This is a genomic window from Paenibacillus radicis (ex Xue et al. 2023), from assembly GCF_024722015.1.
In the GTDB taxonomy this organism is placed as follows: Bacteria; Bacillota; Bacilli; order Paenibacillales; family NBRC-103111; genus Paenibacillus_S.
Genome location: NZ_JANQBD010000009.1, coordinates 251,059 through 268,430, shown reverse-complemented (window position 1 = coordinate 268,430; position 17,372 = coordinate 251,059). Strand labels below are relative to the sequence as shown.

At 46.5% G+C, this 17,372-nt stretch carries 8 protein-coding genes; 2 read left to right on the top strand and 6 right to left on the bottom strand.

Annotated features, from left to right (window positions below):
• Window positions 1-10: 10 nt before the first annotated feature.
• From NV381_RS14695 to NV381_RS14670, 6 genes are all read right to left on the bottom strand, one after another.
• A complete protein-coding gene (locus tag NV381_RS14695; RefSeq protein WP_258214037.1) occupies window positions 11-724 on the bottom strand; it encodes an ABC transporter permease subunit in 714 nt (237 codons plus the stop codon).
• Entirely contained in the window at window positions 717-1,895 is a 1,179-nt protein-coding gene (locus NV381_RS14690) for an ABC transporter ATP-binding protein (RefSeq protein WP_258214036.1), read from the bottom strand. The genes NV381_RS14695 and NV381_RS14690 overlap by 8 nt, the downstream gene beginning before the upstream one ends.
• A gap of 937 nt (window positions 1,896-2,832) precedes the next feature.
• Complete coding sequence (locus NV381_RS14685; protein WP_258214035.1) at window positions 2,833-4,152, bottom strand: FtsW/RodA/SpoVE family cell cycle protein; 1,320 nt, start codon at window positions 4,150-4,152, stop codon at window positions 2,833-2,835.
• The gene (locus NV381_RS14680) at window positions 4,149-4,481 is read right to left on the bottom strand and encodes a PadR family transcriptional regulator (protein WP_258214034.1); all 333 of its coding nucleotides are present in this window, start codon (window positions 4,479-4,481) and stop codon (window positions 4,149-4,151) included. Before NV381_RS14680 ends, NV381_RS14685 begins: the two co-directional genes overlap by 4 nt.
• 192 nt (window positions 4,482-4,673) lie before the next feature.
• A complete protein-coding gene (locus NV381_RS14675) occupies window positions 4,674-9,314 on the bottom strand; it encodes an S-layer homology domain-containing protein (RefSeq protein ID WP_258214033.1) in 4,641 nt (1,546 codons plus the stop codon).
• Window positions 9,315-9,537: 223 nt separating this feature from the next.
• Window positions 9,538-12,063, bottom strand: a complete 2,526-nt coding sequence (locus NV381_RS14670; RefSeq protein ID WP_258214032.1) for a DUF3656 domain-containing U32 family peptidase — start codon at window positions 12,061-12,063, stop codon at window positions 9,538-9,540.
• A gap of 245 nt (window positions 12,064-12,308) precedes the next feature.
• Here NV381_RS14670 and NV381_RS14665 point away from each other — a divergent pair, with 245 nt between their 5' ends.
• Window positions 12,309-13,808 carry a sensor domain-containing diguanylate cyclase gene (locus tag NV381_RS14665; protein ID WP_258214031.1) on the top strand — a complete coding sequence of 500 codons (1,500 nt, stop codon included), beginning with the start codon at window positions 12,309-12,311 and terminating at the stop codon, window positions 13,806-13,808.
• A gap of 162 nt (window positions 13,809-13,970) precedes the next feature.
• Window positions 13,971-17,294: an FG-GAP repeat domain-containing protein gene (locus tag NV381_RS14660; RefSeq protein WP_258214030.1), complete on the top strand. Its 3,324-nt coding sequence runs from the start codon at window positions 13,971-13,973 to the stop codon at window positions 17,292-17,294.
• Window positions 17,295-17,372: the final 78 nt, after the last annotated feature.

Sequence of the window (17,372 nt, the reverse complement as noted above, 5' to 3'; positions counted from 1 at the left end):
AGTCCCCTCCTTATCTCCAGCGCTTTCTTTCAAGCACTTGTATGCTTAATATGATAAACACGATGATCAAGGTCACATAAAACAGGACATCGGAGAAATCGAGAACACCCTTTTGTAAATCAGTGCTCCGGTTAATAATGGAAAACGTTCCGAGATAGTCCTTGATTTTACCGCCTACACTATCGCCCAGCCACTCAATAGTCCAAAACATAAGCAATATCGCAAACGCTGTAATCCCGGAAACCATCTGATGCGCAGACAGCGATGAGGCGAACAAGCCTACAGCCATCATAGCTGCGCCTACTAAAAACATGCTCAAGTAGGAAAGCCACAGCACCGGTTGATCCAAGGTTCCATAAGCGCTCATAATCCATGGATACAGAAGGCAGCCGACAACGAGAAGAAGCTGTACTACTAACGCAGCCAAGTATTTGCCCAAAATAATTTCAGTAATACTGACAGGAGATGTTAATAGCAGCTCATCCGTCCCTTGTCGCAGCTCATCGGAGACCAAGCGCATAGTTAGCAGTGGGATAATCAGTAAAAACACAAAGGTTACGGTACCCACAACCGGACGGACATCAATGACGTTGGGAGGGTACAAAAAGTTGGCACTGAAAAAGTAGCCCGAGATCAGGAAAAAGAAAGCAAACGCCGCATAAGCGGTCGGGGAGTAAAAATACATTTGCAGCTCTTTTTTGCAAATCGCCCAGGTTCTACGCATGAGGAGTCTCCCCCTTATCGTTAGTATCTATTAAGTCGGACGAGCCGGGAGAATCGGAGGATGAGCTTGAAGCCCCGCTCCCAGTCGCGGTATCCATCGTTTCGTTCGTGGTCAGCTTGAGGAAGATGTCTTCCAGACTCAAGCTTTCCTTCTTCATCGCGAGGATCGGATACCGCAGCTCAGCCATGCGGTAGAAGATGGCCTCGCGAACGTCCGCGCGGTCCGCCGCGGACACGAGGACCTTCACCGTCGGCGGCACAGCGCCGTCCGTCTCTGCAGGCCACGCCGCAGGCTCGGCCTGCTCTTGCGCGCCCACGCCTTGCTCGGGCGCGTCTTGCTCCGGCTGCTGCGATAGCGCAGCCGTTGCACTTGCTGCCGCTCCAGCAGCGGCAGCGGGCTCCTCCGCCAGCGGCTTCACGCTGGCGACCTGCGGCAGGCCGCGAAGCTCGGCCAGGATGGCCTCGCGCGGCCCCTTCACTTCAAGCGAGACTTCGAACGTCTCGCCCATTGAAAGCGCCAGCTGGTCAGGATGCCCGTCCAGCACGATGCGCCCCTGATTTATAATTAACACGCGGTTGCACAACGTGTTAATCTCAGGCAAGATATGTGTGCTGAGCAGCACCGTGTGGTTCTCCCCCAGCTCGCGAATGAGCTGACGAATTTCAATGATTTGTTTCGGATCGAGACCTGAGGTCGGTTCATCGAGCACCAGCAAATCAGGATTGTGCAGAATAGCCTGCGCGAGTCCCATTCGCTGCTTGTAGCCTTTTGACAGTCCGCGGATAACTTGCCGCTCCCGTCCTTGCAGACCAAGTCGCTCGATAACCTCGCCAATACGATGCTTCTGCTCCTTCACCGGTATGTCACGCAAATCTGCAATAAACTGCAGATAAGACTGCACCGACATTTCAGGGTACAACGGAGGTGTTTCCGGCAAATAGCCGATCTTCTGCCTTGCTTTCTTCGGATGATCCGCCATCGATAGCCCATCAATTGCGATGGAACCATGGGTCGGATTCAAATAACCCGTAATCATCCGCATCGTGGTTGTTTTACCCGCGCCGTTAGGCCCCAAAAATCCAACAATCTCGCCACGCTTCATGGAGAAGTCGATGCTGTGAACCCCTCTTTGGTTTTCGTACAATTTACTAACCTGTTTTACTTCAAGCACGTCTTACAACCTCCATTCGAAACAAAATGTTCTACTATAAGCCATGTCCATTTTGATAGCAGCTTAACCACCCACAAAATATACAAGAGAAACAATAATGTAAGATTAAGCCAATCTGAAAATCAGCTTAAAATTATGTGTCTAAATTGTGAACAATGTGAGACGTAGAAAAACCGTACGGAAAGTCTCAGAATGGTCTATTCCAAGCTTTGGGCTGCTTCTGCATATCGACCTGTTCTCGAGTATTTATACTTGATCTTTTTGTAAAGTATCGAGTACAACCCTTCACCCGTTTCATAGACATTTCTCAGGAATATAGATTGCCGCATTTATTTAGCAGGAACTCTTCAGGAAACTACAAATCTGGGTAATAGCTGGAATTTCTCAGGTTAATTGCACCGGTTAACTGCTTTTCTACCCCTATAACTTGAAATCCTCATGTTAATTTCGTCATTTTCGGTCAATTAGTCAAATCATGGAGGAATTAGCGGGAAGTTTTCCAGTTAGATTGACCCTTAAGGCTATTCTAGTTAAATTAGCTGGAGGATTTCCTGTTACCCTATTTTTTCTGGTTGTAGAAACAACCTCCTAATTTCTACGTTTAAAATAAGGCCTTCACTTGGGCAAAACATATTAACTTTTATATCTTGAGGATACATGGCTAGTTGCACCTAACTCAAAAAAGTATGTTTAACAAGGCTGCCAAACTGCATACCGACTTTAACTTTCTGCTCAACAAAAAAAGACGCCACTTTTCAGCAGCATCCGCTTGATTCTATATACTAGTTTCGTTTTAATCATATTTCAATCGGCCATACCTGCTAACCCCGAAAAATCGAATATTTATATTGTCAGTTCCACACAATTGGGGTTCGACCGACCGTCATGCAACGCCGTAACGCGCACCCGGGATTCGCGTGCGTTGGAAATTGCTTGCTCATTTCGTCCGCGCTATGCGAATCATATCTTTGCGCTGGTATACACTGCAGATCATCCCCACCGCGGCCAGTTGTATGAGCAAATGGCTGCCCCCATAGCTTATAAATGGAAATGCAATCGAAACGATTGGCAGAATTCCAAGCGACATTCCAATATTCCAAACAAATTGAATAGTGAAAAGTGAACCTAAACTGGTGATTAGCATTTTACCGTACGAATCCCGAATTTGTAAGGCCATCCTCGCCAGCTGCACTACAAATAATGTAGCAGTAAACAATACGAATGCTCCTGCAAACCAGCCTAAACTGTAAATAATATAAGTAAAGACAGTATCGGAATAGGCGTAGGGCAGCGTTCGGTTAAAAGAAGCAAAGCCATGTCCCCACCAACCGGCTGAGCGGATAGCATTATCGATTTGTATGTACATCCAGCCTGCATCCGGGGAGACCGCATCACGGTGAAGAAAAGCCTCCAGTCGCTGTCTGCCAAAGGGACGTATCAGAATGAAGCTGACAGCTATGCCAATCAAAGCAGCAGCTTGTGGAACAATGAATCGCCAGCTTCGGCCGGATACAACTAATAGAAGCAAATAAGCCACCGTATAAGTAATAAGCGCAGAAGTAGCTGGGGCCAGTACGTATAATAATACCGGTAACCCTATAAACAAAATAACTTGCAGCACATATTCATACTTACGTTTACTTGCACCTTTATGTGCTAACATTCCAGCAACCGCTATTAGAAGTAAATAAGGGCTCGTTCCAACGATATCGATAACTAAAGGACCTACTGACAAATAATTACGGGCGCCATTAACCTGCGGTCCCCAACCGATGGCAAAAATCATAAGTAATAGAGTGCCCCCATATAACATCGACGAATAGCCCAGCAGCTTGCGGTAATCGACCCGAGTCAACATTAGCAATATAAGTAGCCCAATACCAGTAAAAATGGCTTTGCTCATGAACATACGTTCATTGCTCATAGGGGTCGACTTTGACGCGTAGCTAAGATCTAAAGCGTACATAGTTACCAAAGCAACCGCTATTAATACCGTCAGCCAACTGAGCAACCCCCAAGGGATGCTTGGTTTATGGATCTGGTTAAGTCCCGCGGCAACTGCAGTAGAATCCCCCATCTGTTCGATAGCGAGGCGAGCGGCTGCTTCCTCATCCATCCCCTGCTCCCGCTTTTCCCATACCAATTCTTCCAGATGCCCTTCCAACTCCATCCGAATTTCCTTACGAAGCTCCCTGGCTTTAATTTGCTTGCAAACCTCATCCAAATACTCAAGCACCACAGGATGCTGGTCCCTCATACTTGCCCCTCCCCCAACACACGATCTACCGCATTGCGAAACAGCCGCCATTCCTGCTTTTTCTCGTGAAGCTGCCGTCTGCCGGAATCCGTGAGCCGGTAATATTTCCGTTTACGGCCTTCAGCCTCCTGCCAGTAAGCCTCAACCCACTGCTCCGCTTCCATCCCGTGAAGGATAGGATACAGCGTACCTTCCTTTAGAGCAAACGTACCGTCCGAGCTTCTCTCCAACTCTTTAATCAGCTCGTATCCATACAGATCCTGCTTGTCCAGCAGGGTTAAAATAAGTGTACCTGTACTTCCTTTGAGAAGCTCTTTACTCACCTTCAAAACCGGTCACCACCTTTTCTAATTCATACATAGAATTCATATGCATCGTATATCTATGTATAGGATTATAAACGAATTCACCCTTCGTTGGCAAATCTTAGTTTTCCTAACTTGCTCATAATTACTTGAAAGCCCGCTCCGCCCATTCGGATAAAAAAAGAAGACCTAGAAGGTCCTCTTGTTATAAAACATTTATATGTACCTAATAACAGTTAAGTAAAAGGATGCAGTAACACCATTTGGTGCCAATACGTTAACTGTAAAGGCATAAACTGAACCGCCATTGTAAGTAATCTTGCCGTTATTATCAATGCTTACAGATTTGCTAACATCCCCCCATCCAATAATATCTGAGATGGAGAATTTTAGCCCTAACAAGTCATTCGTTTGTTGACCCGCTCCGTTAACCTTGACTAAAAATTGGTCAGGAATGTTACCTTCTTCATTTCTATCAGCAGGGTTTAGCTCGGATATGATTTCATCCCCAAACTGATCTGTTACAGTAATTTTTTCAGCAAGCGCTCTATCCCATAGGTAAGTACCATTGATATCTGCAGCATTAACTGTTTTAAAGGTTCTACCTAGGACAATCTTTGCTACTGCAGGAGCTTCGTTCTTTGAGGTTACATCAATAGTTTTGACCTCTTGCTCACCTTTAGCGTTTCTGTATACTACGTTAACCTTTGCCGAACCAGCATCCAAACCAACAATAAAGTTTTTGCCATTTGGAGTACCTGTATCAGGTATGTTAACAACCAATGGATTATTAGAAGCAACAAATGTGATAGTGTTAGAATTTGAACCCGTATACACTCCTGATGCAATTGCCACTTCCTCACCACTAGCTTTTTTAGCTCTTAACTTAACTTCTTTAGCAACCTTCCTGTAATTGTTATAAACAAATGTTGCGCCAGTTGCATTTGATCCTGACTTGTTATTTACATCATAGAAATCGTTAGTCGCAAGAATGGTGTTGTTATTAACACCCTTATCGAGGTAAACCTCATAAGTCAATTTATTTTCAGACTTATTAGGATCAATACGCTCAATACTTGTTGAAATAGAACTAATTTCAAAGGGATTACTTGGGCTTATATTAGGATATCTAATAAGCGTCGCCTTCAGAGTCCATGTCCCTTCAGGTGAATTGTTAGTGGAATAGAACTTGAATGACTTATCAAAGAAGTTCTTCCATGGTCTATCAACAGAACCTACGTCTCTGACCAAAGTAAACTCGTGTGAAGTTTCTGGTGCTCCGATAACGGTAGAAAGAATGATTGCTCTATTATTATACAGGTTTGTATACGGTGTAGCATTAGTTAATGCTACCTTCTCTTTAGAAGCGAAATAGACCTCTTCAGCAGCAACACCAACTGCAGGAGCAGCAATACTCTTACCAGAGTATGTCAATTTAACTTTGTAAGTTGCATCCATGTCATTGACGTATTTCAACTCTTCATCATACTGATCGTAAACTTTAAATTTTACTTCCGTCTCCGTACCTCCAAGAATATATTTCTTAGGTATAGTGGAAATCTTGATGGAATCAGGTTTACGCGCTTCTCTTACAGAAATATTTAGTGTTGAAGTCACTGTTTTATAGTCTCCCAAGCTGACAGTAACAAACTGAGGACCTTTTCTGGCTACCCAAGAGATTACAATATAACCTTTAAATGGGCCTGTCGTTGCGATTTCCGCACCCCTTATTAAGTTAATACCGTCTGAAGATGTAAATTTAAGCTTGCTGTCTCTATCGCCATTACTAAATACATTTACGATATCATCCGCACTCAATAACTCACCTTTGGAATTTTTTAAGATTAAAGGAATGTATAATTTTCTATCCATATCATCATCGCCGGTAGCCATGTCATTCTCAGCCAATATGTAATCATATGGACCAAAGTCTACAGTAGTAGGTATTCCAGGCGCGAAAACTCGGACTGCTTTGGTTGTTGTATTGCCGCCACGAGAGTAAAAAGTAATGGTGAACTCTTTATTTGCGTTATTTACAGAACGAATCTGTATATTAGTTGTTGCACCGCCAACTACTTCGTCAACGAATGGATCTTCCGGTAGATTGCCTACACCTGATCCTGTTTCAAGGCCAAAGTCTGAGAAATAAACAATAACCTCTCTATTCAACGTTCTTTTATCTTCGACAAGAAAGCCGTATTGGTCATAAGCCTTAACTTGCAGATAATTGTTAGCACTTAAGGCCTCAATGTCAACCATTTTTTTACCCGAAGCATTTATCAGGTCACCAACCTCAACTTTACTTACAATCGAATAGTCACCAACAGTAAAGGTTTTATTAACTTGCACTTTGCTGTCTACATGTCCAATAGTAATGGATATTTTATCATTTCTTTGAGTTTCTTGATCTTCGATCAAATGAATGGCTTGTTCATTTGGAACCCTGCTGAACATACCTCCATTCACAACAATGTCAAAGCTGTTTGAATTTAATTTAGCTATGGTACCGTATTGGTTTGTAGCTTTGAAATCAATACGCAATTTTGTTTCGATAATCTGAAAACCCCTTCTATCTATTGTCAAAGGAATCGTGTCCGATGCTGTCAAGAACTCAATATTTGTGATTCTTTCTACAGATGTAGTTGTAGAAGCTGTTTTATTGGTGGCATCAATATTGCTCAGACCACTAATAGAAACATCATATTTGGACTCTTGGAACTTTGAATCAAAAGTTAGAGTGGCAACTGTTTTCTTGTCGTCCCACCTCATAATGTAACCGGAGGTGATTACATTACCGTCCTTTTTAAGTTCGACTTTTAGATTTGCAGCAGCTTCTTCAGTCAATGCACTGTTCAGCTCAAGACTCAGCACGTTAGCATCCGTTGCTTTGAAGGACGCAATTGCGTATTTCCCCGTGACCGGTCCTGTACCATCAGATGATGCCGTGGTAACTGCCGCCAGATATACCGCCGAGCTTACATTACCAGCTGCATCATATGCTCTAACACTAAATTTCCCATCGTAATTAGTGTTCGGGCTTAAACCTGTTACAACATAAGTTGTGCCAGTAACTGAGCCATTTAATAGATTCCCTATCTCATAGACCTTATAGCCTGTTACAGCTTTGTTATCGGTGAACCCACTCCAACTTAATGTAAATCCAGTTGTATGAATTGCGAATGCTGATACTGTTCCGCCCAACGGAGCTGTTGTATCAGCGGCAGATGTAGTATAAGCAAACGTAGATATCGCACTGTTTGTCATGCCTGTTTTTACCGCAATTGCTTTAATCGTCACGGCTGAGCTAACTGTTATAGGACCATGTGAATCGTAAGCAATACTTGCAGTAGTTGGATCACTACCGTCTTTAGTAAAGTAAACTGCTGCCCCTACTGTTGCTGAACTCAATTTCACTTTTGAACCTTCATCTATCACTCCAGCCGCTGGGTCAGCAGTTGGCGCTGCTGCTTGATTAACTGCAGGGGTGGTGGTGTTACCTTTACTTGAGCTACCACCGCCTCCACCACCGCCACCGCCGCCAGTAACACCGGAACCTGTTGTCGATCCAGGAAGCGTAGCAAATGTTGAGCCCTCGGCACCTTTTTCAATAGTCGCTTTTCCAACCTTACCTTCGCCCAGTACTTTCAATATAGCTTTTAGAACCAAGTCCAATACCTTAGCTTCTTTACCCAGGTTTAACTGCGAATCCCCTGCTTTTTCCTCAACGTTTAGATTCTTAATCTCACCACTCGGAACTTCGACCTTTATAGCTTTTGCTGCGATAGAAACATTTTCAAAGTTACCCAAAAGGGATACGTTAGAACCGGAAGGAAGTCTGTCTTCAAGCTTAACGTTGGAGAAACCACCGTTAACTGCCTTGGTATTATCGATCTTCGCCCCAGTTTGTACCGTTACTTGTTTAACCGTAGTTGTACCTTCAGCCAAGATACGTACTTCACCAGTTTTCCTATTAACTATAATGGTTACAAGCACACTGTCTTTGAAGTGAATTGAGTTGGTACCACCGCCATTGACGAAAGTATCTCCGCTAACTTTAACATTATTTAGGCTAACATCCCCATCGCCAATACCTTCACCTAATGTTAAATTACCGATAATGGTAACGTTCTGAAGAATAACTCCCCCTGTGTTAATAACCACGTTACCCTCTAATTTCTGATTACCGGATTCGGGACCGTATGTACCTGCTTTATCATAGGAAGCCACGACGCCCCCGCCTGCTGCTCGATCAAGAATAACAATCGCTTCTGCTCTAGTGATGCTATTCTCGAAACGAAGCGTTCCATCCTCGTAACCATTAAAAACACCTATTGCTACAGCAGCGCCGATAGCGCCTTTACTCCAGCTTGGAAGTTTTGTTGCGTCTTTAAATTTATTAAGATCACCGCCTTTAGCGGTATCCAGTTTAAGCAATGCAGCAATGATAACAGCTGCTTCCTGACGGCTTATTTTCTTACCGGGCTTCATAGTACCATCTTCATAACCGCTAATATAGCCTGATTTCAAAGCTATAGCTACTTGCTCGTATTCCCAACCATTCGGATCTACATCTATTGCTTTAACCTCTTCTTTGTCCTTAAATCCGAACGAGCGATTCACAATTGTCATGAATTCCGCTCTTGTAATCGAATTGTCCGGTTTGACCGTCCCATCTGCATAGCCTTGGATGTAACCCTTGGCAGTCCAAGCTTTGAGTTGACTTTCCGCCCAATGCCCATTGATGTCTTTGGCATCATCAGAAGCAAAAGCCACGCTGAAAGATGAAAAAATCAGACAGAAGCTTATGATGATAGCAAACACTTTTGTTGATGCTTTTAAAATACCCATATTAAGCATGTTCTTCCTCCATTATTTGGTTTTCTAATGAACCTCATGCTCTAAAGCCAATACAAAAAGGCCCCTTTAAGAATAAGGGCCTATTATATTGATCTAAAGCATAGATCAATTGTACTATACAATTCCTTACACAATCACCAATTATTTGTTGATTATGCTCAGAAAACCAAATATGAGGATTTTTTACGAATTATTTTCCAATCAAAAAAAATCTTCCTTGCGATTACTTCACCAGCTGTCCTCGGGTCACACCGAGTTGATTGGTGGCTTTCAGCTTTTTCCATACTTGCGTACCGCTAATTTCACCGCGAAGTGCACGCTGGTATAGCGAAATGACTTCATGCACCTTGTCAGCCGTTTCCTCCAAGAACTCTACTCGGAATGACGCCACTCCCAGCTCCATAAAGTTGCTTACATATTCGGCCCCGGACTGGTCAATCGCATTGTAAACAGTATTGCGGCAGCCTTCATCAACTCTTACAGGATGCGACATGCCTACTCGGTCTTGCAGCGATACACGGTGGTCCTCGCAAGGGCGACCGCAGTTCGTATAGTCCGTACCCTCGCTTAAGAAGGTACAGTAGACGCAATGCTCTGTATGGAACATCGGCATATGCTGATGTATGACGACTTCCAATTGGGAGGTGTCCGTTCTGCCAAGCAGGTCAACCATCTGCTGGATGTTCAGATCGTACGACGGTGTTACCTTATTCAAGCCCGCATCGAGGAATAAAGCCGCCGTTTTATGATTAGCCACATTGAGCGAGAAATCACCAATCAGTTCTGGGTGTTTCTCATGAGGATGCTCTAGCCGCTGCTTCAAATAGTAGTAGACAGCGCCTGTATTGCGGACCAGGACGGCGTCTGGCTTCAGGTTCGTGATGTTTTTGAAATAGCCGGTTTCTCCCGGCATATGAATACGCGGGGTCGCCAGCGCAATCCGCTTGCCGGCATTTCGTGCGGCCTCGATTGCAGCCGGGAATTGCTTGATAAACTCAAAGTCGGCATAGACCATGTCGACTTCCGTCTCCAGCACGGCATGCACCTGCTCCAGTGTACGGCACAGCGCAGTCAGCTTCACAGCCGGGGCTTCCGGCAGCTGCGCCGAAGCCGAAGCCGTAACCGTACGTGCAGGCACATCCGCATATGCATTAACGCGATGCTTGACGTAGGCCCGCGGCTCCCGGCGCTTCGCTTCCAGCAGTTCCACCGCGCGACGGCGCATCCCGTTCAGCTCACGCATCGGCACGATCAGCTCCCCGTTCAATTGCACATCAAGCTGTGAAAGCTCGAACACGGTGCCGCCTAAACGGCCGAATTGATCCTCGAACAGCGCCGCGTCCATCGGGCGCTTCTCCGCTTGCACAAGAGGCAGCTCGGACTCAATAAGCTCAGTATGGCCCGTCTGATCGTCGGTCCACCAGCTTTTAAGCGGCTGTCCCAGCACTCCTGTTACACGAACCGACACAGGGAACGTCCAGTAAGGCTTATCCGTCTCGAATGACTGGCGGAGCCTTTTATCCAGATGCGGATCATTGGTTTTCCAAATCCGGTCGCCTACATGCAGCCTTCCTAAATCAACATCGTTGCGTCCAGGTACAATTTCGATCAAGCCGCCTGGCGCCTCACCCTCCAGCTTGACTCCCTTGCGGCGAATGTCGTAGACACGGCCGCCTTCTTCTTTTTTCGTTGGGTCGCCCGCGTCAAAACAAATCCCATCCCCACGCTTCAATGGTGCTTCCAGCTCACATACTACGCCATCACGCAAAATTTGCTTCACGCGACCCAGAAACACGCCCCGGCTTTTGGGATAAGTACCCTCGACCAGCTTCTTATTATCAGTGCCCTTCAAGAAGCCGTAGGTGAACCCGCGAGAGAAGCTTTGCTCCAGCTCACGCAGCTCTTCTTTTGTTGGTCTTGCGTCCCCATTCTCAAAATAACGGTCGATCGCACGGCGGTATTTACTGACCACGTTAGCGACATATTCAGGACTTTTCAATCGGCCCTCGATTTTAAAGGAAGTCACTCCCGCTTCGATCAGCTCCGGCACCAGCTCTAGCGCAGCCAAATCTTTTGGTGACAGCAGGTAGGCGATATCTCCCATTGGCTTTTGTACGCCATCAATCATCAGATCATACGGCAGACGACAGGCTTGCGCGCATTCCCCCCGGTTGGCTGAACGGCCGCCCCACATTTCCGAAGTTAAACATTGACCCGAATAAGAGACGCATAACGCACCATGTACGAATACCTCCATAGGAAGCTTCGCTTGATCCCCGATTTGCTTGATCTGCTTAAGGTTATTTTCCCGACCCAAAACAACTCTTTCGATGTCAAAAGGCTTAGTAAACTCCACCGCTTCAGGCGATGTAATCGTCATCTGAGTAGAGCCGTGAATCGGAAAATCCGGAGAAATTTCGCGGATCATACGAACCAAGCCCAAGTCTTGAACAATTACAGCATCTACGCCAGCGTCAATACAGGCCTCGATCAGCTCTTTGGCCTCCCGCAGCTCTTCTTCAAACACCAGAATATTGAATGTCAAAAAACCCTTCACTCCATACAAATGCAGAAACGACATAATATCCGGCAGCTCATCCGTATGAAAGTTATTAGCTCTTGCCCTAGCATTAAATTTTTCTACGCCAAAAAAAACCGCATCCGCCCCATTTGCAACGGCAGCCCGCAGACAATCCCAATCTCCGGCCGGAGCCAAAAGCTCCACATCTGTTTTTAAAATTTTCGTCATGCTAATTCCTCCGAATACTCTTCCATTAATGATTCTTATAGTTTAACAGAAACGGGACCGGTAAAGCCAATGAAACCGAAATTTGGAAACCAGCCTCGCTATTCGTCTACCATCCTAACCGACATTAAATCTCATATTTAGGCATAATATGCTGGAAAATACCTTTTCTTGTCTATTGTACAGGAATGAATTATAATTTGATCCACATACTAGCTGCTTGATATTAAGGAGAGGAGCTCCTTACGATGCTAAATGACTTTGTAATGAATGCAGCTTTGTTAATCGCTTCTTTCTTCATTATAGGGCAATTATTTCGAAATAATCCTCTGCAACACACCTCACTGTTAAAAACACAATCACTCATTGGTATTTGCTACGGCCTTCAAGGGATTCTGCTAATGGTATATACAATCCGACTTGACGCCTTAACTATCATGGACCTGCGCCACATCTCGATTATGATAGCTGCCTTGCAGGGTGGGCTGCCAGGGGCACTCATCAGCTCATTTATTATGGCGATCGCTAGAATCGGACTATTCGGTATTAGTTTCTCCTCTGTTGCAGCTGCGACTTGTATGCTGTTAATCGGTATCGGATGCGGCCTGCTGCTGAATCGGGTAAAGCCTGCCAGACTGAGTTTCCCTCTATTAAATGTGGCTTGCCTTCTTGTTATCTCTGCTACTATCTTCATTAACATGTCCTACGCCGGTCTAAGCATATCCGGACTTTCATCGTTATTGATATTTCATTGGCTGACAGCACTTCTATGCGGACAGTTAGCTTACTATCTCTACCTATATATATATCGAATGAACACCGTATTTTTTAAACTTCAGGAAAGTGAGAAACGGTACCGTTCGCTTATCGAAAAGTCTCCTGACGCTACTATAGTCCATAACGACAGCTCGATTTTGTTCATCAATGGAAAAGGATTGCGACTGCTAAATGCGGCATCTTCCAAAGAAGTCATCGGAAGGTCTCTCCAGCAATTTATCCATCCTCTCTATCATAACCAAACACAGAAACAGCCCCTGGAACATCTAAAAGCGACAGCTGAAGCGGAACTAATAGAACAGAAATATATTCGGTTAGACGGTGTAGAAATCGATGTTGAAGTATCCATGTCTTCTATTACCTATAATAATCAGCCTGCTTATGTAACAACAATAAGAGATATAACCGACCGTAAAATTACCGAACAGAAGCTGCAGCAAGCAATGACTGCGTTACAACGCCTATCCAATCTGGATGGATTAACGGGGATAGCTAACCGTCGCTCCTTCGATGCATTTCTTGAACAATCCTGGATAACCGCAATGAAAAAGGACGAGCCGCTCTCCGTAATTATGTTCGATGCAGACGAATTCAAAGCCTACAACGATACTTACGGGCATCAGGGCGGAGATGATTGCTTACGCAAGTTGGCTGAACATACGGAACAAGCTCTCACTCACCACAACTACATGGTTGCGCGCTATGGAGGGGAAGAATTCGCCGTCATCCTTTGCAACACAGACTCGGACGCCGCCTATCGGATCGCTGAGCAAATACGCAGCTTCATCGAAGCATTAGCGATTCCGCACAGCAGCTCCAAAGTTAGCAGCCTCGTAACCGTTAGTCTTGGGGTGGCAACTATTACGCCTCCATTCTATATATCCCCCAAAGAGCTGGTAGGACAAGCGGATTCCGCTCTATACCGTGCCAAATTGGAAGGCAGAAACCGAGTGGTGGTGCACGATGCTTAAGCCAAATGGATGGCAAAACTTCGCTGCCTGTTTGGAGTCAATCAGCGCCGATGCTCCTATTCCAGGCTTGCTGCCAGGCCGACAAAAGTTAACAAAGCCCGACATCCATGCTATAATGGCAGGGTAGTCCAACCAAGCTATTTTCTAAATTGAGGGATATCCTTGAAAGTTTCTATTGCCAGAATTACAGGCGGCATCATTGCTGTCCTGCTGATCTTTGTATGTGCGCTAACACTGTTTGACAAAGAACTGTCCATACGGATGCTTTATGTTTCGAATGGCGACAGCTTCGACCCTGCAGCCTATGGCCAATTACATCAATCACTGGTCGCCAACCTTGAGCTGGAACGACGGCCAATGGAGAAGCTGACGCTCCGACAATTACAAAAATATCATTCTATCTATCTAGATCCCTCTCTTCATGAAGCCTTGTCTAAGCAGCAGTTGGAATTGCTGCAAAGCTATGTAGCTGACGGAGGGCATCTGTTCTTGGAAAATCGTTTGGCTGCAGACTTTCCGCTCTCCTTTATCGGCGCTAAGCAGCTGGTGGATATCGTTCCGCCGGCAGCAATGATCGCGAGCAACGGAAAGAAAGCTTCAGATGGAGCTTCAGCCTTCACATATCCTGAGGTAGAACTGAATTTGCAAGCTTTGCAGCAGCTGTTCAAGCAATTTATGGATAACTACATTTCCCATGACGGACTCGCTGATCTCAAGCAATACTCCTGGGGAACAGGAATCATTCCATCTACAGCGGAGCCGATAGTTCTATTGAATGATTCAGCGCTGTCCGCATTGAACCGTTATGGGAAAGGAACCGTGATGCTCAGCAGCGCTCTGCTTCCCAACCGGTATCATATTACCGGCTACGATATGAGCAGCGGCATGGACCCAAGCCTCGGCTTTGCCAAAATAGCGGATGAGGCTAATAATGCCAAGAAGCCTGCACCCGGCGCTCTGTACTTTGACCGCAGACAATTGCCGCTAGAGCCCTATTTCGACTTTACATACGCTGCAGGAAGCGCGCTATTCCGCAGCGAATATGCTGCATTCGTATCTAAAGAAATGCTCGGTTACAGTGTAAAGAAGGTTCTGGGCCCTTATGGTCGACCGGCAATGGCGCATCAGAACCATTTTGAAGCGATTGAAGCGATTCGAGATGGAGAAGGCATCCAGTGGGCTGAGCTTCTGAAGAAATACAATCAGGTGCCTTCTTTTACACTCGTTCGTTCCGCTTTTCATTGGGGGCGCTGGCAGGAATCCCTCTCTGTTCATCTGAACACCGGCAGCAATGAGAAGCCGCAGTTTCACGGAGAAACACCGAATTCTTTCTACTCCAGCGGCACCCGCATAATGAGCGGCGATAAGCCGGTTCAGTTGGCTCTATATCCAGATTACCGCTCGCTCGGTGATCCGATTCAAGAGCCACATCGCGCCTATCCGGCGCTGGCGGATCTGAATGGCGACGGCCGGCCCGAGCTTCTCGTAGGGTCGGCGGATGGAAGCATCTACGTTTACCCTAATCTCGGAGCGCAGCCGGACGCTTATACCGGGCAGATGCTGCCCGGCAACGTCACTGCGCCCGATACCTTTGGTAAACGGGAGCCCTTGCGGCTGAGTGACGGCCAGCCGCTGCAAACCGGAGCCTACGCCAGCGTCGCGGCGTATGACCTCAACGGCGACGGCCGGCCGGACCTTGTCCTTGGCCGCGCCGATGGTACGCTCGCCGTCGCCTACGGCCTGGCCGGCGGCACGTTCACTGCGCCCGTCCCGCTGCTGGCGGGCGGCAAGCCATTGCGCGCTGGAGCCCCGGTGGCTCCAGCAGTGGGTGATGTCACCGCCGACGGCGTTCCCGACCTTGTCGTCGGGGATGCCGCAGGCGGTGTGACGCTTTACCGCGGCCACCGTGCAGTGGGCGCGGGTTCCTCCGGCGACGCTGCCGCGGAGCCGCTAACCTTTGACGCGGGCAGCCTGCTGTTCACGCTGCCTGTCCCATTCGCCGCGCCGTCTATACACGACGTGAATGGCGATGGCCGACCTGATCTTGTGGTCGGCAACAACGAAGGCGACCTGCGTGTGTACCTGCAGCAGGCCGATGGCTCATGGCTGCCTTCCGGTGTACTGGAAGGCGCCACGACGAACCAACTCGGCAATCGAGCTCTCGTTGGCGGACATAATTCAGTTCCCTTATGGTACGACTTGAACCATGACGGTATAGACGATCTGATCGTCGGACAATTGGAATTCGGCCTGCCTACTACTGTAGACGATCCGAAATTCCCTTACGCCGAACAGTTAAAGGCGTTTGTTCAATATAATAAAGATAACTACTTGGAGCTGTTTCCGCATATTTTCGTCCATAACTTTACAAGTGAACAGCAAGAAAAAGACGAAATAGCCCTGCAGCGCAAATCTTTCGACAAACTAGGCATTCCATGGAACATGCCTGGAACCAATCAACATACCTGGCGGATCAATAACCCGGATCGCACGCAAACATTGCGTAACGAACGGGATGCCGGTATCTGGTATAATTTTGGCTTCAAGCCGTCCAGTGCTCCTGACGACCCTCGTCTGGGCTTAGCCTACAATTGGGGCATGCCGTTTCTTATGACGGACCCGGCAACCGGACAGCCTTCCAGCCCGCCGATGCTGCTTAGCACACCGGCGCCAGTGCTAAGGCTTGACCCAACTTACTCGACTGAGGATTTGTTTCAATCGTACATTGACTTTGATTTGCCGATTGATTACTTTGAGCATATTGAGTATCATTTTCCTACTCGTGTTGGGGAGCTGCTCGAATTCGTCAAATACTTGGATCAGATCCGCAATAAATACAGCTATAATTTTATGACGGAACCACAGATGGCACGTTCTTATTTAAATACATTAACGAGTCGTGTCACAATAACGAGGCCATGGACGGATGTAGTGTTCGACCGATTAAAGAGTCTCATTGGTATCCACACAGAACCATCGATTTACATTAAACCAATAACGGATAATGTACCGCAGCAAGCAGCGGAATATAAAGGAACGCTAGGTCTGTCCATCGAACGCGGACAAGCTTATGCACAGCGTTCCCTGCAAACGGACTCTGATGTTTCCGATTGGCGCAACAACAAGCTTTATCTTGGAGTGCCGGAGACTACAAAAATCCGCTTCTTAGCCAAGAAAGCAACTGCTGCTGATACTTCTTCCAACAATGCTTCAACCGCTACAGATGCAGCACCTGTCCAAACCGTTCTATCGCCTAATTCGGTTGAACCGCATATGCTCCGCTCGAATGTGCCTTATAAGCTGAAAAAGAATAAGAACAGCTGGACCTTGGAGCTCAATGCAAACGGTATGCAGCAGGTGCAGCTGCGGAGCTCGAAGCCGCTTGTGATCGAAGGTGAGCAGCTGCAAATCAGCCAACAGGAAGCCGAACAAACGTACACTATTACGCACTTCGGAGCTGCTACGACAATCACTATACGTTTTTAAATCGGCCATTTTTAAGAAAACCTCTAACGAGGCCTTTCAAAGATGAGTTGACCGCGATTCATTTATAGGTTTTATTGC